This is a genomic window from Flavobacterium johnsoniae (genome assembly GCF_001879205.1).
Taxonomy (GTDB): domain Bacteria; phylum Bacteroidota; class Bacteroidia; order Flavobacteriales; family Flavobacteriaceae; genus Flavobacterium; species Flavobacterium johnsoniae_A.
Genome location: NZ_MLFK01000013.1, coordinates 1 through 26360 on the forward strand (window position 1 = coordinate 1; position 26360 = coordinate 26360).

General features: G+C 34.7%; 15 protein-coding genes, 1 other RNA gene and 1 pseudogene. 5 read left to right on the plus strand and 12 right to left on the minus strand.

The annotated features are described in order from the left end of the window. The 8 genes and pseudogenes from chiA to BKM63_RS22060 all read right to left on the minus strand — a co-directional run. A pseudogene (gene chiA, locus BKM63_RS22025) lies at window positions 1-1875 on the minus strand (T9SS-translocated chitinase ChiA); the annotation flags it as partial. Between the two features lie 476 nt (window positions 1876-2351). Next, window positions 2352-4418 (minus strand): beta-N-acetylhexosaminidase, encoded by a 2067-nt coding sequence (locus BKM63_RS22030; protein WP_071638743.1) that lies wholly within the window; start codon window positions 4416-4418, stop codon window positions 2352-2354. A gap of 156 nt (window positions 4419-4574) precedes the next feature. Continuing rightward, window positions 4575-6515 carry a glucosamine-6-phosphate deaminase gene (gene nagB, locus BKM63_RS22035; RefSeq protein WP_071638744.1) on the minus strand — a complete coding sequence of 647 codons (1941 nt, stop codon included), beginning with the start codon at window positions 6513-6515 and terminating at the stop codon, window positions 4575-4577. A gap of 116 nt (window positions 6516-6631) precedes the next feature. After that, on the minus strand, window positions 6632-8209 hold the full coding sequence (locus BKM63_RS22040; protein ID WP_071638739.1) for a SusD/RagB family nutrient-binding outer membrane lipoprotein: 1578 nt from the start codon (window positions 8207-8209) through the stop codon (window positions 6632-6634). 10 nt (window positions 8210-8219) lie between these two features. Beyond that, window positions 8220-11267, minus strand: coding sequence for a SusC/RagA family TonB-linked outer membrane protein (locus tag BKM63_RS22045; RefSeq protein WP_071638745.1), 3048 nt, complete (start codon window positions 11265-11267; stop codon window positions 8220-8222). A 325-nt stretch (window positions 11268-11592) separates the two neighbouring features. Continuing rightward, a complete protein-coding gene (locus BKM63_RS22050) occupies window positions 11593-12615 on the minus strand; it encodes a glycosyl hydrolase family 18 protein (protein WP_071638982.1) in 1023 nt (340 codons plus the stop codon). 89 nt (window positions 12616-12704) lie between these two features. Continuing rightward, entirely contained in the window at window positions 12705-14228 is a 1524-nt protein-coding gene (locus tag BKM63_RS22055; protein ID WP_071638746.1) for a SusD/RagB family nutrient-binding outer membrane lipoprotein, read from the minus strand. An 11-nt stretch (window positions 14229-14239) separates the two neighbouring features. After that, entirely contained in the window at window positions 14240-17425 is a 3186-nt protein-coding gene (locus tag BKM63_RS22060; protein WP_071638983.1) for a SusC/RagA family TonB-linked outer membrane protein, read from the minus strand. A 271-nt stretch (window positions 17426-17696) separates the two neighbouring features. Here BKM63_RS22060 and BKM63_RS22065 point away from each other — a divergent pair, with 271 nt between their 5' ends. From BKM63_RS22065 to BKM63_RS22075, 3 genes are all read left to right on the plus strand, one after another. Then, window positions 17697-18749 carry a sensor histidine kinase gene (locus BKM63_RS22065; protein ID WP_071638747.1) on the plus strand — a complete coding sequence of 351 codons (1053 nt, stop codon included), beginning with the start codon at window positions 17697-17699 and terminating at the stop codon, window positions 18747-18749. Continuing rightward, window positions 18739-19440: a LytR/AlgR family response regulator transcription factor gene (locus BKM63_RS22070; protein WP_071638748.1), complete on the plus strand. Its 702-nt coding sequence runs from the start codon at window positions 18739-18741 to the stop codon at window positions 19438-19440. The genes BKM63_RS22065 and BKM63_RS22070 overlap by 11 nt, the downstream gene beginning before the upstream one ends. Window positions 19441-19609: 169 nt before the next feature. Next, window positions 19610-21076: an MFS transporter gene (locus BKM63_RS22075; RefSeq protein WP_071638749.1), complete on the plus strand. Its 1467-nt coding sequence runs from the start codon at window positions 19610-19612 to the stop codon at window positions 21074-21076. A 138-nt stretch (window positions 21077-21214) separates the two neighbouring features. Here BKM63_RS22075 and BKM63_RS22080 read toward each other — a convergent pair whose 3' ends face one another. Next, a complete protein-coding gene (locus tag BKM63_RS22080) occupies window positions 21215-21712 on the minus strand; it encodes a hypothetical protein (RefSeq protein WP_071638750.1) in 498 nt (165 codons plus the stop codon). A 90-nt stretch (window positions 21713-21802) separates the two neighbouring features. After that, window positions 21803-22459, minus strand: coding sequence for a fructose-6-phosphate aldolase (gene fsa / locus BKM63_RS22085; protein ID WP_071638751.1), 657 nt, complete (start codon window positions 22457-22459; stop codon window positions 21803-21805). Window positions 22460-22738: 279 nt separating this feature from the next. On the opposite strand from fsa, the gene BKM63_RS22090 reads away from it, so the two are divergent. Continuing rightward, on the plus strand, window positions 22739-24055 hold the full coding sequence (locus tag BKM63_RS22090; protein WP_071638752.1) for a GAF domain-containing sensor histidine kinase: 1317 nt from the start codon (window positions 22739-22741) through the stop codon (window positions 24053-24055). 25 nt (window positions 24056-24080) lie between these two features. Here the strand turns inward: BKM63_RS22090 and BKM63_RS22095 are convergent, their stop codons facing one another. Together BKM63_RS22095 and ffs are read right to left on the minus strand one after the other, a co-directional pair. Then, window positions 24081-24884: an SDR family oxidoreductase gene (locus tag BKM63_RS22095; protein ID WP_071638753.1), complete on the minus strand. Its 804-nt coding sequence runs from the start codon at window positions 24882-24884 to the stop codon at window positions 24081-24083. Window positions 24885-25086: 202 nt separating this feature from the next. Next, window positions 25087-25184: signal recognition particle sRNA small type (gene ffs, locus BKM63_RS22100), an RNA gene on the minus strand. A gap of 88 nt (window positions 25185-25272) precedes the next feature. On the opposite strand from ffs, the gene BKM63_RS22105 reads away from it, so the two are divergent. Beyond that, on the plus strand, window positions 25273-26322 hold the full coding sequence (locus BKM63_RS22105; RefSeq protein ID WP_071638754.1) for a glutaminyl-peptide cyclotransferase: 1050 nt from the start codon (window positions 25273-25275) through the stop codon (window positions 26320-26322). The last annotated feature ends 38 nt before the right edge of the window (window positions 26323-26360 follow it).

The following is a 26360-nucleotide window of genomic DNA, read 5'->3' on the forward strand; positions in this document are numbered from 1 at the left end:
ATAAACTGTTGAAGCCGGTGTATAAGAGAATCCTGTTTTCGCCGCCGTAACAGTGAAATTAAGGCCTGCAGTTAAACCTGTAATACTGTAAACGCCGCTCGCATTAGAAACAGCCGTTAAGGTAGTACTTCCTGATACTGCAGAAACTGTCACACCAGAAACCGGCGTTGTTCCATTAAGAACTGTTCCGCTTACAGTGTATGTTGGCTGTGTTCCATTAATAACAACTCCCGTCTGATTTGCCGTAACATTGGTTAACGTTACAGGTGTAAAATTATACGTAGCTTTTGAAGCTGTAAGTATATAATTTTGCCCTGAAGTAAGGTTGCTGAAAGTAAAATTTCCTCCTGTAGAAACTACGGTTTGTAATATTACATTGCTTGCATTACGCAAATCAACTGTAACATCCGAAACTAAAGCTGCTCCGTTTTTTACAGAACCTGAGATACTCACAGTTCCCGGAACAATACTGCCAAAAGAAGTATCAACCTGAGTTAATAATGAATTAGGCACAGAACCTCTGGTATCCTGAGATAATTCCCAAACCATACCTCCTGCTAAATTTCTTGATTTTATATATTGAACTTTTAAATCCATTGACTGCTTATCTTCATAAGAGATAAACTGTTTTAAAGTCGAATTGTACAAATAAGGGACTTTAGTAGTGTTATCAAAATATCGTACCCATCCTGCTGAAGCGGCAGCCGGAGTAACTAACATCGTATTTGGATCTAGATAAGCATGTGAATTCGTAACTGGATTTCCTACTAAGTCGCAAATTTCGATACTTCCGGAACGCTCGCATGCTGCAGGTCCATCCCAGGTTCCGATAGGGTTTTGCGGATTTGTACATCCAGGAACAATATCTCTAGGCGCCGCAACGAATAATCCAGGTAAATTTGGATTGGTTCCGTTATTGGCCACATGATCAAATTTTTTCCCGTAAAAAGGTAATCCCATGATTAATTTATTGGCAGGAAAACCCACTACGTTCAAATACTGATTTGTCAACTCATCTAATGATTCTGACTGTGCCGCACCGTAAAGCGGATCATTTGTATTTCCACTTGCATATAAAGGAGCATTGTAACAGGTCTTATCATACCAGTTTCCTCCAAAATCATATCCGAAGTAAGTGATATAATCACAATAAGTCGAAATGTCTTCTGTCATTCCATATTGTGTTATGTTGTTTGGTCCTAAATATTGCTGTGCTACTTTGCGCACATTATTTCCGGCGGCAATTGTAACTAATTTATTTGGCATTGCCTGACGCATTGCTTTTAATAAATACACTAAGTTTTTATTGTCATCCGGGCTGTATTTCTGTGGAGGAATTGGGGCTCCGTTTATCACTTCGGTACCATCTGTTCCGCCAGAAAGAGGATATTCCCAATCGATGTCGAAACCATCAATAAAAGGATAAGTAGTAATGAAGTTTGCCATGTCTGCTGCCAAAGCGGCTCTTGCAACTGGACTTGCTGCAATTGGAGAAAGATCCTGACCTTTTGTCCATCCTCCTACAGAGATTAAAACTTTTAAATGCGGATACTTTTCTTTGAGCTTCTTCAAGTCATAAAAGTTTCCTTTTACCGGAGCATCCCAAGGAATTCCTCCTTCCATATGCTCAAAATCAGCATAGGTATCCAAACATTGTAATTTTGTATTCTCAGGATGGGCAGGATCATAACTGGTACCATAAAAAGAATAATTTAAATGCGTCAATTTACTTCCATCAATCTTAGGGATGTTAAAATCCCGGGCATAGATAGACCATTGTGCATAATATCCCACTACTTTTTTTCCGTGCGCGGGCTGGGCCAGCGCAAGTAAGGGAAACAGTAACAAAAAGAGTAATCTGTAATAATGTTTCATAATTAATAAATATTGGTTAATAGAAAATAAATAATTGGGCCCGCCGGCTCACAAGCTTTTGGGTTTCGCTCAACTGCAGGTTGGAAGGCTGCTGTCGACTGGAAATAAACTCAAATTACATTCTATAGATAAATATTACTATTACCGATTCGTTGATAATCAATAGCAAATAGTAGTGATTGATATTTATTTATAATTTCAAAAATTAATATTAAATACAACTGATAAATTTGGGACGACTCATCAATTTAAACTCTGTTTTGTCATGTTTTTAATTCTATTCTTTTTTATTTGGTTTTAGGTGTTAATACTCTTCTTAATGGCTATTTGGTTATTAATTCTTTTTTAATGAGTTCAAAAAAATATTCTGAAGTTTAACTATAATTACCTCTGCCAGATGCTTCTGGCAGAGATAACCAGCACTCTTAAAACAACACTGTCAACTTAAACTTACTAATACTAATTCAAACCAAATCTTAAATTAATTTCTTTAAACTTTCATAAACTGACAATTCTACGTCAGCATGCTCTTTTGTATTGCATTGTTCTATTAAACTTTTTAAATCTGCTGATTTTAAAGTTGATTTATTATCTAATACAAGAAGTAATTCTTGTGAGGCATCGCTTAATTTTTTAGATAAAGGCAAAATAGATTGTACCAAGGGTGCATTGGCACTCAACTCTATTAATCCTTTGTTTACCGAAATCCACTTATTAAAAAATGCGGCCACTTTTGCTTTATTATCCGGTGTTTTATTTGCCAGGTATTGACTGACTGCTTCATCAAATGCCAGCGAGTCTTTTGCATCTGGAGTACAAGCATCAGCAAAAAGTGTAAACGGAGAATACATTTGGTATTCTGTTCCTCCTTTATTTCTTGTGTATCCTTTTAATGGTTCACAAACATTCGAAAACTCATTAATTGATTTTATGTTTTGGTTGTTTGCAATATTTCTCAGAATAACGGCTTTATTTCTAATGTGAGTTAATCCTAATTCTTCTAATCTAAAAGAAACACTTTCAAGACGTTTGCGCATATTGGCAACATCTGTAATATTTTCTGCTGACCAAAGTCTTTCGGCGATGGCTGCTGTTCTTGGCCAAACTCTTGAATCGAACGTTGTTGGTGTTGCAAGTTCTGTCCACATTGTTGCTTCTCCCCCTAAGATTCTTGCTTTTTCCTCTGCCGTTAAATCTGCTCCTTTTGGCATAGGATCATTTAAATAATGACTTGCTATTGGGTACATCAAATCGATATAAAATCCATTTGACAATACTGTTTTATATCCTTTTTTTACCGCATCAACCAGTGATTGTCCGGCAACGACACCTTCATTTGGACCTCTCCACGAGTGAACGATGGCTTCTTTTGAAAGATTTTTGGTTAAAATTTCTTCCCAGCCCATTAATTGTTTTCCGTGTTTTTTAAGCATCGGAGCCAATTGCATCGTGAAATAAGTTTGTAATTCGTGGTTTGTTTTTAGATTATTTTTCTTTTTAAACTCTTGAATTTTTGGATTTGCATCCCAGTCTTTCCCTTCATTTTCATCTCCCCCGATGTGAAAATAAGCTCCGGGAAATAATGGGCATACCTCATCAAAAAGTTCATTTAATATTTTATACGTTTTAGGATTTGTAGGGTCTAATGTTGGTGAAAAAATACCAGCATTTCTCTCAATTCCATAGGTAGCGATTGCTGTACCTTGAATATTTTTTTCAGAAGTTCCTCCAGTCAATGTAATCACTTTGCTTCCAATTTCCGGATAAGCAGTAAGTATTGCAGATGCGTGACCCGGAACATCTATTTCGGGAACAATTAAAATACCACGCTCATCAGCATATTTTACGATATTTTTAATTTCCTCTTGTGTGTAATACAATCCATCCGAAGCTAATTCGATTAACTTTGGATGCTTTTTAGTTTCAATTCTCCAGCCTTGATCGTCAACTAAATGCCAATGAAAAACGTTCATTTTCATTGCTGCCAATGCATCTAAATTTCTTTTAACCACATCAACCGGCTGAAAATGTCTTGATGCGTCAAGCATTAAACCTCTCCAGGTAAATCTCGGAAAATCTGAAATTTGCGAAGCCGGAAAATAAAATGATTTACTGTCATTTTGAAGCAATTGCAGCAAGGTCTCTAAACCGTGTAAGGCTCCTAAATCGCTTGTAGCATTGATTGTAATTTTGTTTGCCTTGACGTCTAAGCTGTAGCTTTCGTCTTCATATAAGCCTATTTTTCCGCCTTTATCACAGTTAATCTGCAATTCGGCATTTGGAACTTCATTTAGTTTACTTATATAACCTTGTTCGAAAAAAATACCTGTTCTACCATCTAATCGGCGCAAAAAACGGGTTACTCCTCCAAAAATTCTTGGATTGGGATTACCAGAGATATTTACTTTAAAGTTTTTACTTAAAGTAAAATTTCCATTGTTTACAACAACATTTTGAGGCCAAGGCATAAGATTTAGCTGCTCTTTTTGAACCTGAGCGCTTGCTGTTACGCCTGCTAATAATAGTACAAATAAATATTTCATTTTTATTTTTTTTGGTTCGATACTTTTCTGGAGCATCTTATAATTAGATAAAAAACAAAACTCAGAAAGACTTCTGCTTTACCTCACTAATCGCTTTGAGGTCAATCTGAATTTTGAAATTTGATTCGCTCTCACCCGAATCGTTTTAAAACAACTTTAATAATCAAAACGTTTAAAAGCTTCAATAGCTTCGTATTCTGCCAATCCTAGTTCGTCGTAAAGAACTGCGGTATTTTTGTTACGGTCTTCGGCTCTAACCCAGAATTCTCTGGAGTCATTACCCTGAAACATAACTCTGTCTTTTTGAGATTGATGGTATAAGATAGCGTGGCGTTTCAGCAATACTTCTGATGGAGAAAGCGGCACAGCCATATCGATTTCATGGATATCCCATTCGTGCCATGCGCCTCTGTAAAGCCACAGCCAGCAGTCGTCCATGTATTTTTCCGGTTTTAATTCTTTCATGGCTGCAAAAATCGCATTCAGACAAACTTCATGAGTTCCGTGCGGATCTGCTAAATCTCCGGCTGCAAATACCTGATGCGGTTTTATTCTGGCAATGATTTCTTTTACAATGGCAATATCTTCAGCCCCTAACGGATTCTTTTTTACCTGTCCTGTTTCGTAAAAAGGAAGATCCAAAAAGTGTGTATTTTCATCTTTTAAGCCGATGTATCTTGTTGCTGCATAAGATTCTCTTCTTCTGATTAATCCTTTTAGTTTTCTAACCTCAAGAGAATCAATCTGATTTTCAGATTTGTTGTTTAAAAACTCAATAACCGATTTGAAGTTGATGTCTTTTGGAAGATTTCCGCCCGTGAAATCGTTGCATACTTCAGCAAATTTCAAGGCTTCATCATCTGTAACGGCAATATTTCCAGAGGTTTGATATACTACGTGTACATCATGTCCTTGTTTTATCAATTTTGAAAAAGTTCCCCCCATCGAAATCACGTCATCATCCGGATGCGGACTGAAAAGGATCACTCGTTTTTTGGCAGGATTGGCTCTTTCCGGACGATGAGAATCGTCGGTGTTTGGTTTTCCGCCAGGCCAGCCTGTAATGGTGTGCTGCAATACATTAAACATATTGATGTTCAAGTCATAAGCAGAACCTTCTTGTGCCAATAAATCAGACATTCCGTTGTTGTTGTAATCACGGTCTGTTAATTTTAAAATAGACTGGTTTGTTTTCTGGCACAGCCAAACAATAGCTTTGCTTTTTAATTCTTGTGTCCAGATGCATTCTCCAACCAGCCAAGGCGTTTTAAAACGCGTCAATTCTGATGCAGCAGACTGATCCAGAACGAAAGTAGCGTTTGGATGATTTTGTAAAAAAGTTGCCGGAACTTCTGAACTGATATCTCCCTGAACGGTTCTTTTGATAATATCGGCTTTGTTTTGTCCCCAAGCCATCAAAACGATTCTTTTAGATCGCATAATGGTAGAAACCCCCATGGTAATCGCCCTTTTTGGAACATTGTCAATTCCGTTAAAATCAGACGAGGCATCTACTCTTGTAATATGATCCAGTGTAATAATTCGTGTTCCTGAATTGATGTGTGATCCCGGTTCGTTGAAACCAACGTGACCTGTACGACCAATTCCCAGCAGTTGAAAATCAAGTCCGCCAGCTTGTTTAATATTCATTTCATAGTCGATACAATATTGATTTAATTCATCAATAGATACTGTACCATCAGGAATATTTATATTTTCGGGTTTAATATCAATATGATTAAAAAGATGCTGATGCATGAAATAATGATAGCTCTGATTGTTCTCTTTGTTCATTGGATAATATTCATCCAGGTTAAAAGTGATTACATTACTAAAGCTAAGTCCTTCTTCTCTGTGCATTCTCACTAATTCTTCATATACTTTTATAGGAGAAGATCCTGTCGCCAGCCCCAGTACACAAGATTTACCTTTTTCCTGCTTAGATTTAATTAATTGAGCGATTTCCTGCGCCACAATTACCGAAGCTTCAGCAGAACTTTTGAAGATCTCGTTATGAATTTTTTCGAATCTCGTCTCTTCAAATTTACCGGCGCTCTTATAGCTGATGTCAGGTTTTATTTCTAAAGCACTTTTCATTTCTTTTCTTTTTTTGGTATATACAATTTTGGTTTTTGAAATGGTACAAGCAATTTGCATTGCTTATACCATTTACTAACCAAACTTAAAATCTTATAATTTTTTTGATATTTATTTTAGAAATTTGGAGCGTTAACATCCCACCAGGTTCTTGTTCCTCCATTATCAGGACCTCCAAGTTTTGCAATACCTGTTTTAAGACCTTCAGGGTTTCCGTCTTTTTCAGTAGAAACAAAGTTTATTCTTCTTACACCATACTCAGTAGTAATTGCACCGGCACTTTGGTTATTAAGAATTGGCAATAATTTAGGATAACCTGTTCTACGGTGTTCAGCCCATGCTTCCATACCATCAGGAAAGTTTGCAATCCATTTTTGAGTAATGATTTTTTGCAATTTCACTTCGTTGCTTGCTGCATTATCCCAGGCAACAGTTATATTATTTACTGCTAAACCACTGTTAAATGGGGCAACAGGATCTACATAGTCTTTTGCTGTTTTTACATTATCTGCAATATAATCAGCAGCACCACCTGTAGAAAGCTGCGTAAACGACGCGGTAATACCTGCTTTATAGAATGTTTCAGCATCGCCTCCCATATTCCATCCTCTTAGAGCTCCTTCTGCTCTTAAGAAATAAACTTCGGCAGTATTTAACCAAACAACTTGTTTGTCTTCGTCTATTATCTTACCAAAATTTGAGAATTTTATGTGTAATGATTTATCTCCAAGATTTCCTCCTGTACGGATTCCTTTATATTCTCCAGGAAATTGCTCAGATGTCTTGAAATAAACATTCATTCTAGGATCGTTGTAACCACCCATAATAGATTCCATATCTGCAGACATACGGCTGTCATTATATTCGTAAGCCGCAACTTTAAGAGGATGTTGTGCCACATCTTTGTTAACAATAAAGCTATCTGAAGCAACAGTCATTACCCCAAATTTTTGGCTGATCGCTTTTTCTGCTTCTGCTTTAGCTAATGCCGGATTAGCTTTTACAATACGCATTGCTAATCTTAAACGCAATGAGTTTGCATATCTAACCCATTTTGTATAATCTCCTTTGTATGTTGAACGGTCTGTATTAGTAAAAGCACTTGGCTCTCCTGCATCAATTCTTTTTGTTAGTTCAGTAACAGCAAAATCTAAATCTTTAAACATTAAACCATACGCTTCTTCTTGAGAATCATATCCAATTGCTGCATCTGTTGTACCCAATTTTGAGTAAACAATTGGCCCCCATGAATCTGCTGCTTTATGTAAAGTCTGCACTTTGATAATTGTAGCAAGAGCATAAAAATCATCATATTTACCTTTAGATTCTCTTTCAACTTTTAAGAAGTTTGACATAACCTGAGCATAAATAGCCTCCCATCCCCAAAGGTTCCAGTTATCAGAAAGTGCATAAGAAAGGTTATTAGAACCATCAAAACCAGGAGCTGTAGTATAACCTCCCCATGTATTTCCAGATAAATCAATGGCTACCTGATACTTCCAACCTGGAGTGTTTACCATTACGTTCTCAAACATGTTTTTGAAAGGTCCTTTAATATGATTAAAGTCCTGGGTTGTCTCTTCATAAGTAAAACCATCAGGATTACTATTAACCTCATCAAAGTTATCTGTACAACCAACTAAGGCTAAAAGACTAAAACAGATTAATGATTTTTTTATATTATTTGTTTTCATGATAATTTAATTAGAAAGTTACATTTAAATTAAGACCAATACTTCTTGTTGATGGTAAACCATAAATATCAACTCCTTGTAAACCTTGACCTGTACTTAAAGCAATGTTTGGATCAAAAGGTGCATCTTTATAAATGAAGAATAAGTTTCTTGCGATTAATGATAAAGTTGCTGTATTAACAAATGGCAACGTTTTTTTATTGAAAGTATAACCAAGTGAAACCTCTCTTAAACTTACGTTTGTAGCGTCATATACATACTCAGCTGTAGCTCCATTAAGTCCTCCAACTGTTTCATAATATTTTTGAGCATCCATTGAAGTTACTTTTGTACCATTAGGCATCACTGCATTTACTGCAACACCACCGGCATTTCTTGCATCTCCAGATCTTTTTGAAACTCCATACCAATCGTTCATAGATTCAGTAATACTCATTACATCTCCCCCAAAACGTCCGTCGATTAAGAAGTTAGCTGTAAAAGCTCCAAACTTAAATGTGTTTGACCAGCCCAACATAAAATCAGGATTTGCATTACCAACTTCACGAAAATCAGCTTCTACTGCTAAATTTCCTTTATCATCTAAAACAATTTCTCCGTTAGCATTTTTAACAATGCCTTTTCCTTCGATTACACCAAATGGTCTTCCTTCAGTTAAAGCATATCTGTAATTAATGTTGTTTACAGGAGTTAATGGAATTGTACCTCCTAATTCTTCTGGAATTGATTTAACATTATTTCTATTGTGAGAATAGTTTACCATAGTCTCCCAAGAGAATTTATCTCCAGTAATAACTTTTCCACTAACAACAAGTTCGATACCTTGATTTTCGATACTACCTGCATTAATTCCGTAATTTGTATAACCAAAAGGATTTGTTGCGGGAGCAGGAACCTGAACGTATTGGTTTTTAGTTTCTGAATTGTAGTAAGAAAACTCAAAACCTAATCTATTATTAAACATTCTCCACTCAGTACCAAATTCATATTCTGATTTTAATTCTGGCTTTAATGATTCACCTGGTCTTGGTCCTACTGTTGGAGGAATAATTAAACCACCTTGAACAGTTGATTTTGGAGAAGTTACGAAAGCTGAAATATCATTACCAACTTGTGCATAAGTTCCTCTAACTTTTCCAAAGTTAATCCACTCTGGTAAAGTTGTCATTTCGCTTATAAGAGCAGTAACCCCTACAGATGGATAAAAATATGATCCAGTATCTGTATTTACTAATGTAGAAGACCAGTCGTTACGTCCGGTAACATCTAAATATAACATGTTTTTGTAACCAAAAGTTGCAGAAGCAAATAAAGACTGAACTTCTCTAGAAGAACCTGTAGCTTGTAAACTTAAATTGTCAATTCCACTTGAGTTTCCAAAATTTCCTAAAGTAAATAAGTTCGCATTAACAAGTCCGCCAACAATACCAGAATCTAAAGTAGTAGCATGATTTGCTAAAGTGTTATTAATACTTGCTCCAACTATAGCATTAAAACTAAAGTTTTCGTTGAAGCTAGTATTGATTTTAGCAATTAAATCTCCGTAACGTTGTGTGCTTAATGTAGCAACGTTTATATATCTACCGTTTATATTAGATAAAGAAATATTTGTAGTAGCATAGATTCTTTTATCAAAATCATTTTCAATTCTGTTATAGCTGTATCTCGCTCCAATGCTTAACCAATTGTTTGCTTTATAATCTAAAGCGATATTTCCGTTAAAGAAATTGTCTTTATCAACAGATTTGTTTCTATTGATTAACCAATAAGGATTTTGAACATAAATATCAGCATTTGGTGCGCTGTAAAAATTTTGACCGTATAGGTTTCTAGAAGGAATAAATGTTTCGAAATTATCTTTGTAATAATTGAAATCATTTCCTCTTTGGAACAAATATACTCCAGTTAATGGATTTGAATAAAGTCCGTTTACAGGTCTGTTGTCGATAGTTTGGCTTGTATATTTCGCATCAGCAGAAACAGTTAATTTATTATCAAAAAATTTCGCTGTCTGACGAATTCCAAAGTTGTTTTTCTTTAAACCGTTACCTTCAATAATCCCCGCAGCAGAAGTATTAGCATAAGATAAACTTGTTGTAGAAACATCTGTTCCTGTTGTAAAAGTTGCAGAAGTAATTTGAGTCACCCCTGTGTTAAAGAAGTCTTTTTCAAAATCATTTGACTGCACTTTCCCTCCCCAAGATTTTTGAGCATTTGCAGTTCCATATTCATGCTGGAATTTTGGCAAAGAATGTACAGATTCAAAGGTAGTAACAGAAGAAACTGCTAAGTTTCCAGTGTTTTGTTTCACTTTTTTAGAAGAAAGTAAAATAACACCATTTGCTCCCTGAGAACCATACAATACAGATGCAGCTGCACCTTTAAGTACTGTCATTCCTTCATAATCATCTGGATTAATCAAAGAAACAGTGTCTCCACCATCACGGTTACCTCCTGCAGTACTACCAAAAGAGTCGTTTGGCTGATTTGAACTTCCGTTATACAAAGGAATACCATCAATAACATAAAGCGGCTGGCTGTTCATAATAGAAGAGTTACCACGGATCACTACCTTTGTAGATCCACCAGTACCACCAGAACTTTTTGTTACAGCAACACCGGCAATTTTTCCAGCAATTGTATTAATAACGTTGGCATCTTTTACACGAGTTAATTCTTCTCCTTTAAGTTCTTGTGCAGCATACGTTAATGATTTTCTCGTTTTTTGAACTCCTAATGAAGTTACCACAACCTCATTTAGCGCATTAGATGCAGCCACTTTCATTTTTACATTAATTGTAGCAGCATCACCTACAACTATGTTTTGTGTTTCAAGACCAACATAGCTAAAAACTAATGTCTGACCTTTTTGAACCTCAATTGAGTACAATCCGTCAAAATCGGTAGTAGCGCCTTTTTGACCTCCTTGTACAGCAACAGATGCCCCAGGTAACGGCATCCCATCAGAATCTGTAATCACACCTTTAACATTTTTTACTTGTGCAAGCGAAACCTGCGCCGTAAAAACAATCATAAAGATTAAGAAAATTTTTTTCATGTTTATTTATTTTGTTAGTTATGAGGTAAAATTATTCTTAAGGGATTGTTAAAAAAAATATTTTATACAAACAACTCTAAATTTTAAACGAACGACATAAAATGATCAATAATCCGCTGCGCGAAAACGTTTTCAATTCTATTAAAAGCAGTATTTGTCCCATTTACGACGATTTTATTCATCAAAACCTAAAATTTGATAAAAAAAATTCAAACCTAATAACTATCTCAAATTCTGACATTTATATAAAAATTATCGCTTCCCTTTAATTTTGACGTTAAAAAGAAGCGATAAACTTATTAATTCATTAACATGTAAGGGTTATTTAATTACTGCATAAACCTGTAGTTTTAATTTTTAATGCAGTGTATTTTTTATGAATTACATCTAACAAAGAATATTCATCAAAGGAATCCTGCGACAGTTCCCAAATCATTATGCCGCCAGTATTTTCTGCAGCAAATTCTACTTTTTTAGAAATTGTTGGCCTTCCGTTATAATATATTTTTCCTATTTCGTCCTGATCTGCAAATTGTTTTCCTGCTTGTACTATTTCTCCAAAAGTGGAACTTGTAACGGCAGCGTAAGTAAAATTATATCCATAAAAAGGTACACCGAGTGTGAGTTTTTCGCTGGGAACATTTTGTTTATGCCAAAAATCAATTCCGTCTTTTGCAAATTCAAACGAGCTGTGCTGTTCTATTTTGTTTGGACTCCAAGGACCAGTACTATCATACGCCATTATATTGATAAAATCGAAAGCATTTAAAGCAGCTTCATTTATATTTACAAATCGGGTATTGTTTGGAAGTGCCGCTGTTAAAAGTTTTTTATTATCCGTCAGACTTTTTCTCAATTCAAGAACAAAACCACTATAGCCTGTTGTAACGGCATCCCATTCGAGATCAACATCAACACCGTCTAAATTATGATCTGTTACAAATTTTAAAATGTTTTGAATAAATGCTGGCCGGTTTTCGGCTTTATCAATTAAAGCAGACCAATTTGATGCCTGCTCTTCTGAAATGACACCTCCGGCAAGAGAAATACTTACTATAATTTTAGGATTAACAGATTTTGCATATTTAATAACTGCATCAATATCTCCGTTAAAAACTAAATTTCCATTTTTATCCGGATTAGCAAATGCAATATTCAGATGTGTTAGTTTACAAAACTGAATAGAGTTTATTTTACTAAAACTATCAGAAGATAAGTACCCGACAACTCTGGCTGTTTTCATTTTGGAATATTCTGTATGCGGTTCTTTGTCAGAAGAACAGCTATACGCCGTAAAAAGTGAACTTATAAAAAAAAGGATGCCTAATAAGGCTTTATTTTTTATCATAATTTTTAATTTAAACATTAGTGTTTTTAATTTAATTAGAATGAAAATAATACCTTATCAGGCATAACTTTATATATGTGGATTTTTATTTAGTTGGCATCCCACCAAACTTTATTCAACCAATCATTCTTTCCTCCCATTCTAGCCAAAGCTTCTAAATAGTGAGCTTCATTTTTCTGCATTTCATCATTAGGATAATACAAACGTTTTGGCGTAACTCCTCCTGTTTCAGAATCAGCATTTGTAATTGGCACTAATACAGGATATCCAGTTCTTCTCCAGTTTGAATACGCTTCAATACTATTAAAAATGTACGTTATCCAAAGCTGTGTTGCAATTTGTACTTTTTCCTGTCCTGCAACCAAAGGTTTTGCATTTAAATAAGCATCAATAGCTGCCTGAGTTGCCGGCGTTGCACCATAAATTTCTAATTGCTTTATGCCTGCTTCTACTCCTTTTTTATAGTAATCTGCTGCAGAACCCGGAACCCAGCCTCTAAATGCGGCTTCAGCAAGTAATAGTTGAGTTTCTGAATAACTTACGTGCAGGAAAGGTGTTGTCTTTTTCTTAAAATAAGCTTGAATTCCAGAAGTAGAACTTGCTCCAGTTGGAACATCCCATTGAAAAAGCCCTGGTTTCACACCTACATACAATGATTCACCTGGCTGTATTGGCCCTCCTGATACTATACCGCTGGTTGTTTTAGGAGTTGCATACATAGTTAATCTTGGATCGCCATTATCTTTTAAAAAGTCAATAACCAATGTACTGAAATGATCTCCGTTTTCATTTCCATTTAGTGCATACGCTAATCCATTACCTCTAAAATCAATTGATGCAGGATCATCGTTAAAAGTTGCATCTAGATGGTTCATGATACAATTATCATCATTGCTAGTAAAAACTCCTCCTTGTAAAGCTGCTTTTACCTGCTTTTCTGCTTCGGCAGGTTTTACTTCAGAAATTCTCATTCCTAAGCGAAGTCTTAAGGTATTGGCTAATTTTTTCCATTTAACAATATCTCCTTTATAGAATAAATCACCTTTTATAGTTCCTCCGCTGGAATTTAATTGATTACTAGCATCTTCTAAATCTTTAAAAAATGAAGCATAAATATCTTCCTGTTTATCATATTTAGGCGTTACAATTCCTTTTGAGAAACCCAGTCCGGCTTCAGAATAAGGCATATCTCCATAAAGGTCTGTTATACGATGTGCTACCATAACTCTCATGATTTTAGAAACCGCATTCATGTTTGAAGCTCCTGGATCTCCTCCTGTTTTTTCAATCATATCTACCACGTTCTTTAATTCGTTTTGATATCCGTTTCTCCAAAGAGCCGTTGCATATCCATCGTCTTTTTTGAATTTACTTCCAAATTCTGTTACGTTCCATGCTCCTGCATAATGCTGGACAAAACCTCCTGAATAAATTAAATTGGCTCTCCATTGGTAAAACCCGTCACCCGACATAGACAATTGTGTAAACGTAAGTTGTCCGGCTGGATTTGCTGACATTGCCACTGGATCTTTTTCCAGTTCGTCAAAATTTTCGGTACAGCCTACTGCAGTAAACAACGTGAGTATGGCTATTAGTATTTGTTTAAATTTCATAATTTCTTTTTTTAGAATGCAACTTTAATATTAAAACCATACGATTGTCTAAATGGTAATGAACCATATTCGAAACCTTGTCCGTTTCCGGAAGTGTACATTGATTCCGGGTCAACGTTTGGAAGATCTTTATTAAAAGTCAATAAATTTCTGGCAAATGCCGAAATATAGATTGAATTGATTTTTGCTCCTTCAAAAACACTTTTTGGTATTGTATAACCTAAACTGATTTCTCTCAATTTCACATAAGAAGCATCATAAATGAATGGTGCCGGAGTGTTGTTGAAAACTGTGTTCCAATAATTTTGAGGATTAACAGGAGTAGTATTTTTTACATATACCGGATTTTGGGCTGTTCCTGTATTTACAACACCTTCTGCAATATAACCAGCCGTTGGAACCCAAGTTGACGGATCAAAGCCAGGAGCGGCCGCAGCTTCTGCTCTTGCATGATTATAAGCATCCCTTCCTTCTGTAGTTACATCCAAAAGTCCTTTTGATGCCGCAACTGAATTCGTCATAGAATATACATCCATTCCAAATTTCATATCAATTAAGAATTGAAGAGTAATACCTTTATAAGAAAATCTATTGGTTAAACCTGCAGCCCAGTCCGGAAGTCCTTTACCTAATTTCACTTTTTCATCTGTAAATAATGGCAGTCCATTTGCTCCTACAATTTTTTCTCCAGCTTCATTTCTTAAGAAATCTCTACCCATAATAGTTCCGTATTGTCCACCAACCTGAGCAACAATTGCGGCTCCGGCCCAGCGAGCCTCTGAAATAGTATAAGTATTAATATCCGGATGCAGCGAAATAATTGAGTTTTTGTTTTTAGAGAAGTTCAAATCAATTCCCCATTCAAAATTATCTGTTTTTATTGGCGAACCAGATAAAAAGATCTCGATACCTTCATTACGAAGTTTTCCGGCATTTACAGAAACAAACTCATATCCGGATGTTGCCGAAGAAGGTAAATCCAGTGTTTGATCTGATGTATCTTCACGATAAAGTGTAATATCAGCTCTTAATCTATTTTTGAAGAAAGCCGTTTCAAATCCAAATTCAACTCCAGTTTTAGATTGGTAAGTTAAATCAGGATTAGGTGCTGATGTATTTTTAATATTTACAACACTCTGTCCGTTATAAGAAGCAAAAGTAGTATAGTTCAAAGCATTTTTGTAAGCTCCAGGCGCATTAGAAACCTGTGCCCATGAAGCTCTGAATTTACCATAAGAAAATGCATCACCTTTAAGACCAAATGCATCAGAGAATACAAAACCTAATGAGGCCGCTGGATAAAACGCATCTTTATTGATTACACTAAACCAGTCATTTCTGCCTGTAAATTCAGCATATAAATATTCTTTGAAATCAAATTTAGCCGATCCGTAAACAGAGTTTGTTCTTGTTTTTGTTTCTACCGGAGCATTTTCTGTCTGATTTACAAAATTGCTGATATATTCTGTTCCAGGTTCTATGATTTTTGTTCCGAATCTCGAATTTTGTTCTCTTTTAAAATCTCTTCTGCTTGCTCCTAAAATTCCGGAGAAAGTAAAATCTGTTGCTAATTTAATACTGCTTAGAGTTGCAATAATATCCGTATTCATTTCCGATACGTTGATATTATTTAAGCCAAGATATCCTTCATCTCTTCCTGGCCAGGTGCTTCCGGCTGCCATAAAATCTTTAGCACTAAAAGCATAAGTATCAAGACCTGTTCTAAATGTTAATGCAATCCATTTTTTTAATTGATAAGTTCCTGTAACATTACCAATAAAACGATTTTTCACAGAGGAGTTATGGTTTTCCTGTGTAGTAAAATAAGGATTCAATAAGTAAATATTATTATTCCATGGATAAATTTCTCCTGTTTCCTGATTTTTGTAATTTTTCAACCAGGCCTGATCAATATTTGGAGCTAATCCGCTTAATGAATACCCTACGTTATTAGGAGAATCTCCTAAACCAGGTCTGTTATCTGTATTTTCCGCAATATAATTTACATTAGCATCTAAAGTAAATTTGTCTGATCTTAAGGTAGCGTTCAAACTTGCGTCATTTCTTTCCAATCCTGATTCCGGAATTACGTCATCATTTTTTAAGTTATTAAAACCAAAACGTACAAAAGCATTTTCACTTCCTCCAGAAATTGCGATTCCGTTTGTAGTGGTAAAACCAGTTCTAAAGAAATCCTGAATATTGTTATCCACTTTAGCATAGGGTCTCATCGATCCGTCAAATATTTTTACCTGCTGTCCTACCGTTTCAGAGAATTTTGGTCCCCATGCATTTGTAGTAGAGGTATAAATTTCGGTTGGAGCTCTTGAAGGATCCGGCAGTACACCATTTGCTCCTGTACCATATTCTGTTTGAAAATCTGAATACTTCGCATCCACACGGTCAAAACTCACGCCGCTGGTTAATTCGACTTGAATTTTTCCTTTACTTCCTTTTTTGGTAGTAATTAAGATAACACCATTTAACGCTCTTGAGCCATATAATGCGGCAGCAGCAGCACCTTTTAGAACCGTTAAACTTTCGATGTTATTAGGGTTGATACCTGAAATACCGTCTCCGTTATCACGACCATCAAACCATTTGCTTGTAGCCGCCTGGTCATTATTTAAACCAGAATTATCAATAGGAACTCCATCTACAATATAGAGCGGCTGGTTACTCTCGCCTATACTGGATATACCTCTAATAATAACTCTCGTACTTCCTGCAACACCTGTAGCCGGAATAGAAACATCAACACCCGCTACTCTACCTGATAATGCCGTGGTAACATTGGTAGTAATTGCTTTGTTTAATTGATCTCCCTTGACATCCTGAACGGCATAACCCAATTCTTTCTTCTGTCTTTTAATACCTAACGCTGTAACAACTACTTCATTCAAATTTTGTGTGTCTTGAGACAGCACAACATTAATGGTTGGCGAAGAACCAACTGTTACAGTTTTAGTTTTAATACCGATATACGAAAAAACCAGAACATCCCCTGCAGATGCCTGAATCGTATACACCCCGTCATAATCCGTTTGGCCGGCGGTTTTTGTACCTTGAACTAAAATACTTACTCCCGGCAGCGGCAATCCATTTTGATCGCTTACCAAACCTTTAATTGTTTTTACCTGAGCAAGCGAGACCTGCGTTGTAAAGACAATCATAAAGATTAACATAATTTGTTTCATTTTTATCATGTTTTTGATTAGTTAAGTGATAAATTTATTGTTAAGGTACTGTTAAAAAAAATATTTTATACAAACGGCTAAATTTTTTAAACAAACGACATAAAACATTCAACATTATGTTTTACGAAAACGATATACCCTTAAAATAAAATATTAATTGCCTTTTTTTATAAAATTTTATTCAAAAGAATTGCGTTTTACCAAGTAATTGTTTAAAGTTGCACAAGAATTACAAGTCCCAAACAAATAATAACAAAACGTTAAAAAAAAGTTGAGCGATATTCAAAAATTAAAATTTGACATAAAGCTTCAAAATCACATTTGGTTTTGGGGAAGTTATTTCACCCTCAACTTTTTACGCTGGGGTGCGTACTTTAATGATTATCCTTATTCGTTCAAATCGAACCTGATTGAATTCTCGTTGCACATCCCTCTGGTATATTTTAATCTTTTTGTTTTAGTACCCAAATATGTACTTAAACAAAAATATATTACCTACACTCTTGCATTAATAACAAGCCTTTTTGGAATTTATCTGCTAAAAACAGCTTTGACCTATTATATTATATCCGAAAATATTTGGCCGGAGGCAAATAGAGAATACCATCCTTTTGATATTAACCATATTCTCGCAGTCTGCATAGGAGAATTATATGTTCTGGCAATGGCTTCGTCTGTTTACCTGACCCTCACATGGCTTCGTGAAAGAGAACGAAACAGGTCTTTGAGAGAAAACCAATTCAAAATCAAACTGAAATACCTCGAAAATCAAATCCAGCCGCATTTTTTTTTCAATACCTTAAATAATCTTTATGCCTTATCGCTGGAATCTTCAGATAAGGTGCCAGACGTTATCATCAAACTTTCAAATTTAATGGAGTATGTTTTGTATGATGTAAAAGGTACCAAGTTTGTCCCTCTTATTAAGGAGATCGATTATATCCAGAATTATATTGAAATTGAAAAACTGCGATTTGAAAACGTAGAAGTCACCATCAATTTAGAATCGAATATTGAAGATATTGTAGTTCCTCCGCTAATATTCATTTCTTTGGTCGAAAATGCCTTTAAACACGGGGGAATAAACAATAATAACCTGAAAATAAAAATCAATTGTAAAGTTACCGACAATAAAATGTTAGACTTTGAAATCTTAAATAATTTTGTAATTTCACAAAATCTTAAGTCCAAAGGCGGTATTGGTTTAGTTAACACAAAGAAGAGACTAAAATTAATTTACAAAAATCATTTCAGTTTAAAAGACACAACAAAACTAAATTACTATATAATCCGTTTGCAAATACCTATTCAGAATGAAGATTAAATGTGTATTGATCGATGATGAGCCTTTAGCTATAAAAGTGCTGCAAAATTACTTTAACAATTTTACAGATTTTGAAGTTATTGGCACATTCAATAATTCGCTGGAAGCATTGGATTTTATAAACAGTACTTCTGTTGATGCTGTTTTTCTAGATATCAATATGCCCATGATGACCGGTTTCGAGTTAATCAGTTTAATCGAAAACAAAACAAAAGTTATTATCACAACAGCCTTTAGAGAATTTGCAGCAGAAAGCTATGACCTTGATGTTTTAGATTATTTAGTAAAACCTATTCCGCTGCCAAGATTCATCAAATGCATCAATAAAATTACAACCGAATACAATTTAAAAAACAATATTAAGATTGACACCACAAAAGGTGATTCGCATATTTTTATTAAGGTTGATAAAAAAATGATGAAAATTAATATTGAAGAAATTCTTTTTATCGAAGGAATGAAAGAATATATAAAAGTTGTAACCGCAGATAAAACCTATATCACTCATAAATCTTTAACTTCTTTATCTGAGGAATTGCCGGGAGACCGCTTTTTACGCATACACAAATCGTACGTAATTGCCTTAAATAAAGTGAAATCTATTGAAGGAAACCGCATTCAGATACAGTCTTACACTATTCCTATAGGAAGAAATTACAGCAAAGACGTAAAAAACAGAATTCTCGAATAAAACTTTAACATTTCTAACTCTCAATAAATTAACACATTGTTGAATAAATGATGCTGTTCGTTTAAATTTAACATTATTTTCAATCAATAATTTTTTTTTGATTCATGTAACAAATATATTTACGGTCTTCAAAAAACAATTTTTATTAAAAATTAACCTTATTACAATTATGAGTTCAGAAAATGTTCAAACCAAATGGGGACAGTTTATCTCATTGATAATCGTCTTCTTCTTTTGGGGTTTCGTTGGTTCGGCCAATGATATCCTGATTCCAGTATTCAAAAAAGTCTTTACTTTATCTCAAGTTCAATCACAACTAGTAGCTTGGGCATTTTATGCTGCGTATTTTGTAGGTTCTATAATCTTCTTTTTAGTTTCATTAAAATTAGATGTACTGCAAAAATTCGGTTATAAGAAAACACTTTCGGCTGGTTTACTTCTTTCTGCTGTTGGATCATTTTTATTCGTTCCGGCTGCGACTATGGAAAGTTTCCCTTTCTTCTTAACCGCTTTGTTTACTGTTGGTTTAGGCTTTTCAATTCAGCAAATTGTAGCAAATCCTCTAGCAATTAAAATGGGTAGTCCTGCCACAGGGGCGCACCGTTTAACTTTAGCAGGAGGTATCAACTCATTTGGAACAACGATTGGTGCTATCCTTTTGGGTATTGCTTTATTCGGAATGGGAGATAACAAAAACACATCTCTTTCTTTAGAAGACATAAAATTACCTTTCATCATTCTTGGTCTTGCTTTTATTGCAGTAGCCATTTTTATGAATTTCTCTAAAATAGAAGACCCTGAAAAAGAAGAAGTTGTTGTTAAAACAGCACACGAAAAATTTAATATTCTTGATTACCCGCAATTGTATTTAGGAATGTTGGGGATCTTTATTTATGTAGGTACTGAGGTAACTATTATTAGTAATTTACCGGCTTTATTACATACCGCAGAATTTGGAAATGTATTAGAAGATGCCATCGCTCCATTTATCGCCCTTTATTGGGGAAGTTTAATGATTGGTCGTTGGAATGGTGGTGTAAACGTTTTCAATACTTCAAATTTAGTTAATACCGCTTTAAAATTCATTGTTCCTGCTATTGCATTTGGAGTTATTATTGGAGCAAACATTTTTGCAGCACACGACGTTTCTGCGTTCTATATTTATCCAATCTGGATTTTATTGTTCATCGCAGTAAGTTTTGTGGGAGGAAAAAATGCTGGAAAAACATTAATGCTTTTCGGAATTTCAGGTTTATTAATGATGGTTGCCGGATTAGCTTGGCCAAACCCGGAAATTGCTAAATTTTTCTTTATTTCTGGCGGATTGTTCTTGTCTATCATGTGGCCTTCTATCTTCGATTTAGCGATCGCAGGTTTAGGAAAAAACACAGGAAAAGCATCTTCATTCTTAATCATGATGATTCTTGGAGGAGGAGTTATTCCTTTGGTTCAAGGAAGTATTTGTGATTTAGACCTGACAAAACCTGACGGAATCTTCGGAATCACCTGGACACATTTCTCTTATATAGTACCACTTCTTGGTTTTGCATATTTAGGTTTTTACGGTTTTTACTGCCCTAAAATCTTAAAAAGACAAGGAATCAACCACGTTGAAAGCGAAGGCGGAGGTCACTAAAAATTTATAAAAAGAATTAAATTTAAAATTCCAAATTCCAGTTTCATAATGACTGGGATTTGGAATTTTTATTTAAAAGAACAGCTATTTTCACAAATAACCTTAGTCACTTAGAACCTCAGTGCCTTTAATCTCTTTCTATTTAGCATTAATAATATTAGCCAGATTCTTTTTAAAAACCGCTTTATTTTGTTCTGATAACGGATAAACAACATCTTTATCAGCATGTACAATAACTTTATCAATATCAGCCTTTAAAAGCGCTTGCGGATCCTTAATTTTCAAAGTGCAGGCGCCATCAAAAAAGCCGTCATCTTCAATAATCTTTTTGGCTTGAATAGTAGTTCCGTCATTTAAAACTGCCGAGATCGTCATTTCCTTATTTAACGTTTTAGAATAAAATCCGTCCATAACCAAAAGTAGTCTATACGTATTTTTTAATTCCGGACCTTTAAATTCATGCCTCGTAATATTATAACGAAGCCCTTTGGCCAAACTCTGAAATTGAGCTGAACAATCCAACTCAAATGTTGCCACATCTCCGGCATCGTTCACACTTTTTAAAACCTTAGCTTCTTGTGCATATATTGATACATTTACAGCAAAAAAAGACAGCAGAATCAGTATAACTTTCATATTCAATCATTTAAGTTTCATATAAAAGTAAAAAAAATCGCCTTTTCTCGTTAGAAAAAAGACGATTTTAATTTTATAAGTATCTAAGTATTATTTATTTCCTTTCTCGAAGTCAGCAACAAACTGAGCTAAACCGATATCTGTCAGTGGGTGTTTCAACAATCCGTAAATTGCAGAAAGAGGTCCAGTCATAACATCAGCACCAATTTTAGCGCAGTTTACAATATGCATAGTGTGACGCACAGAAGCAGCTAAAATTTGAGTTTCGTAACCGTAGTTATCATAAACTTCTCTAATTTCCTGAATTAAGTTTAAACCATCTGTTGAAATATCATCTAAACGACCAACAAACGGAGAAACATAAGTAGCTCCGGCTTTAGCAGCCAAAAGCGCCTGTCCTACAGAAAAAACAAGAGTTACGTTAGTTTTAATTCCTTTATCAGAAAAATATTTTGCAGCCATAACACCTTCTTTGGTCATAGGCAGTTTTACAACGATTTGGTCATGCAATTCAGCCAGCTCTTCACCTTCCTTAATCATTCCATCATAATCAAGAGCATTAACTTCAGCACTAACATCACCTTCTACAAGATTGCAAATGTCAACATAATGCTTTAAAATGTTGTTTTTTCCTGTAATTCCCTCTTTCGCCATTAATGACGGATTAGTTGTTACACCATCCAAAACACCTAAAGCCTGTGCTTCTTTAATTTGAGCTAAATTAGCTGTGTCAATAAAAAATTTCATAATCTATTATATTTAAATTGTGTTGATTTACTGGGCGTGACCACATTTATAAAAGGCGCACTCATCAAACTGCTTATGTGCGCCTTTTATAAATATGGTCGGGCTATCCGCACTACTTCGGTAGTTAGCTTCTATCCCTCACGCAAATTCAGCTGCAAAATTACAATTTATAATTTTTTAAAGATTAAAAACTAAGAAATAATTATAACTATACGCCTCAATAATTTGACACAAACCACAATAATATTGTATTTTTAAAAAATTAAAACAACTACCTCAGTGTCCGAAGAAAATTTCAAACAAGATATAATTAATATTAAAAATATTTCAATTGTCCCTAATTTACTTAATGTAATATGCCAAACCACAGGTATGGGGTTTGCTGCTATTGCCAGAGTAACGGAGGACCGATGGATAACATGCAGCGCTTTAGACAATTTAGAATTCGGGCTGAAACCTGGAGACGAATTACAAGTAAAAACTACAATCTGCGACGAAATCAGACAAAATCCTAAAGCTGTAATTATAGACAACGTAAGCGAAGATCCTGATTATCACAATCATCATACCCCAATAATGTACAATCTGCAGAGTTATATCTCTGTTCCCATTATACGTCAGGACGGAAGTTTTTTTGGCACTTTATGCGCTATCGATCCTAAACCAAATAAATTAAAAGATTTCAAAGTAAGCGAAATGTTCAATTTATTTGCTGAGTTAATCTCCTTTCACTTAAGCGCTGTAGAGCAAGCCCAGGCAGACAAAACACTTTTAAGCGAAAAAAACAATCTTTTAAAGAAAAATGAAGTCGAAAAGAAAGAAGCAGACAAACTAATATCTGATGCAGAAAAAAAACTTATTGAGAAAAACAATTCACTAAAAAAAATGAATACCGAGCTCGAAGCTTTTAACTACATTTCGAGTCATGATCTTCAGGAACCTTTAAGAAAAATTCAGCTTTATACAGATCTTATCGAGCGTGAAGAAGAAAACAAATTATCTGAAAAAGCCAAAGCCGCTTTTCAAAAAATTAAAAGTTCGGCTTTTAGAATGCAGAATTTAATCAATGATCTCCTTACCTACTCTAAAACGAAATTCGACGAAAGGAAATTCGAATTAAAAGACCTCAATACAATCTTAAACCATGTTATTGAAGACTTTAGCGAAGAAACAGAAAACAAAAATGTGATATTCGAAATAGAAAATCTTGGAAGTTTAAATGTAATCGAATTTCAGTTCAGGCAGTTAATGTATAACCTTATCAGTAATTCATTAAAATTCTCAAATCCTCATAAAAAACTCGTTATAAGCATAACTTCTAAAACAGGAAACAAACAGGAATTAAATAATGATCAGCTTCTGCCAGATCAGAAATATAAACTCATCACCATTTCAGACAACGGAATAGGATTCGATCAGGCTTATAGTGACAAAATTTTTGGATTATTTCAGGTATTACAAACCAGATCATTAAACAGCACCGGAATTGGACTTACGATTGTAAAAAGAATTGTAGAAAACCACAATGGATTTATTAAAGCAGAAGGAGTTGTAAATCAAGGAGCAAAATTTGAAATTTTCATACCTGCAGCATAATCTCAAAAATTGCCCCAATAGTATATTATAGTTTGTAATGATTCATTAACATTTTTTCATACACTTTATCCGGAAGTGCACGTTTTAGTACAATCGAAAATTTCTGCATGAACACGCCAACCTTATAATGTACTTTTGGCTTTTCTGTTTGTATGATTTTATAAATTGCTTCGGCCATTTCACTCGGATTGCTCCCTGCATCAACATGTTCGTTCATTGTCGCCAGCGTATCGCCATAAACTTTTTCATAAGCAGATCCTTTTACAACCGGTGCATGATAACGCCCAGAAGCAATATTGGTAGCAAAATCGCCCGGCGCAACATTTGTAATTTCAACTCCAAATTGTTTTACTTCCATTCGTAAAGCCTCTGTAATCAATTCCAAAGCCCCTTTTGACGCCGAGTAAACGCTTCTGTAAGGCAGCCCCATATAAGCCGCAATAGAAGTAATATTGATAATCAAACCTGATTTCTGTTCGCGCATTTGTGGTAAAACAGCTTTCATCACTTCAATTGGCCCAAAGAAATTGGTTTCAAAATTGTTTTTAATTTCTTCCATCGGAATTTCTTCCAAAGGCCCCGTAATTCCAACTCCCGCATTATTAATCACAATATCTAATCTTCCAGAAGTGTTAATAATCTTGGCAACAGCCTTTCGTATAGAATCAGCACTTCGAACATCTAAAGCAACTAAGGGAAAAATCGAATTCAAAACTTTCTCAGGATTTCGACTAGTACCATATACTACGAAACCTTTTTTATGCAAAAATTCTCCAATTGATTTTCCAATCCCTGAGGATCCTCCGGTAATTAAAACGACTTTATTCATTTGTCGGTTATAGATTAAATGTTATAAGTTAAATGTGATTGTCTATACGTAGAATTGAATGCAACAGCTAAAACTTTTAACCTCTTACAAATAGCTTCTAACTTCCGACAGGTCCAAAAATAAAAAAATCCTCCATAAGGAAGACTACATTTAAATTAATTCTAAAAAAAAATCCTGAAAAATTTCAGGACACTAAAAAAAAAAATGGCAAGCGACCTACATCGCACCGCTCAACCACGTACCCTTGCTATGTTCCCATCCTGGGGGAGTCTGCAGGAGCTGGTCGTGTAGGACTTGCCGGTGCAAATATACAATCTTTTTATATTTTTGCAAGAGCTTTGCTGCTATAAAAATAACGTCGTATATTGGCTTATTCAAATTTTTAACTATGAAAAAATATAACTTCCTAACTGTCATTTTATTAGGAATCACATTAATTGGATGTAAAGGCACAAAAAAAGGTGAAAATTCTTTGTTTACTATCGACGATTCTGCTTTTCCTGCCCATTTTTTACCACAAGAAGCTGTTTCAATCGGAATTTTAAATCCAAATTCGAAAGAAATTGACAGCGTTGTTTACTTCGTTAACGACAAAAAAGTGGGAAGCCAAAAAGGATCAGAAAAATTTAAATTTGAATTAAAAGATCAAAAACTGGGTTATCAATATTTAAAAGCTACTGCTTATTTTGGAGGAGATTCATCTGATGCTACAAAACGCATTGAAATAGTTTCGAATGTTGAACCAAAATTATTAAAGTATAAAATGGTTAATACCTTCCCTCACGATACTACTGCTTTTACAGAAGGATTAGAATTTCATGATGGCCTTTTATTTGAAAGTACAGGCCAAAAAGAAGATTCATACTTTAGATCTGTAGATTATAAAACTGGAAAAGTAATCAAACAGGTTGATCTTCCAAAAGAGTATTTTGGAGAAGGAATTACTTTTATCAATGGAAAAATCTACCAATTAAGCTGGCAGGAAAAAACAGGTTTCATTTACGATGCTAAAACTTTCAAATTAGATAAAACATTCAAATACGATAAAGATATCGAGGGCTGGGGAATGACAAATGACGGCAAATACATTTATCACTCAGACGGAACGGAAAAAATTTGGAAAATGGATCCAAATACGCAAAAATTAGTTGATTACATTAACGTATATTCTGGGTCTTCAAAAATTAAAGCTATCAACGAATTAGAATTAATCAACGGAAAATTCTATGTAAATGTTTGGCAAAAAGATGCTATTGCGATTGTAAATCCAACTTCTGGTGCAGTTGAAGGAATATTGGATCTTTCTGGTTTACGTAAATCAGTGAAATCTAAAAATGCAGAAGTTTTAAACGGAATTGCCTACAATCCTCAAACTAAAACCATCTTTGTTACTGGTAAATACTGGGACAAACTGTTCGAAATAACTGTTTCGGAATAGAAAAATAAAAAAAATAAAAACACGAATTTCACAGATTT

Coding starts and splice junctions, on each gene's coding strand:
- BKM63_RS22030 (WP_071638743.1), bottom strand. CDS start 4,418: ATGAAATATTTATTTGTACTATTATTAGCAGGCGTAACAGCAAGCGCT.
- nagB (WP_071638744.1), bottom strand. CDS start 6,515: ATGAAAAGTGCTTTAGAAATAAAACCTGACATCAGCTATAAGAGCGCC.
- BKM63_RS22040 (WP_071638739.1), bottom strand. CDS start 8,209: ATGAAAACAAATAATATAAAAAAATCATTAATCTGTTTTAGTCTTTTA.
- BKM63_RS22045 (WP_071638745.1), bottom strand. CDS start 11,267: ATGAAAAAAATTTTCTTAATCTTTATGATTGTTTTTACGGCGCAGGTT.
- BKM63_RS22050 (WP_071638982.1), bottom strand. CDS start 12,615: ATGATAAAAAATAAAGCCTTATTAGGCATCCTTTTTTTTATAAGTTCA.
- BKM63_RS22055 (WP_071638746.1), bottom strand. CDS start 14,228: ATGAAATTTAAACAAATACTAATAGCCATACTCACGTTGTTTACTGCA.
- BKM63_RS22060 (WP_071638983.1), bottom strand. CDS start 17,425: ATGAAACAAATTATGTTAATCTTTATGATTGTCTTTACAACGCAGGTC.
- BKM63_RS22070 (WP_071638748.1), top strand. CDS start 18,739: ATGAAGATTAAATGTGTATTGATCGATGATGAGCCTTTAGCTATAAAA.
- BKM63_RS22075 (WP_071638749.1), top strand. CDS start 19,610: ATGAGTTCAGAAAATGTTCAAACCAAATGGGGACAGTTTATCTCATTG.
- BKM63_RS22080 (WP_071638750.1), bottom strand. CDS start 21,712: ATGAAAGTTATACTGATTCTGCTGTCTTTTTTTGCTGTAAATGTATCA.
- fsa (WP_071638751.1), bottom strand. CDS start 22,459: ATGAAATTTTTTATTGACACAGCTAATTTAGCTCAAATTAAAGAAGCA.
- BKM63_RS22095 (WP_071638753.1), bottom strand. CDS start 24,884: ATGAATAAAGTCGTTTTAATTACCGGAGGATCCTCAGGGATTGGAAAA.
- BKM63_RS22105 (WP_071638754.1), top strand. CDS start 25,273: ATGAAAAAATATAACTTCCTAACTGTCATTTTATTAGGAATCACATTA.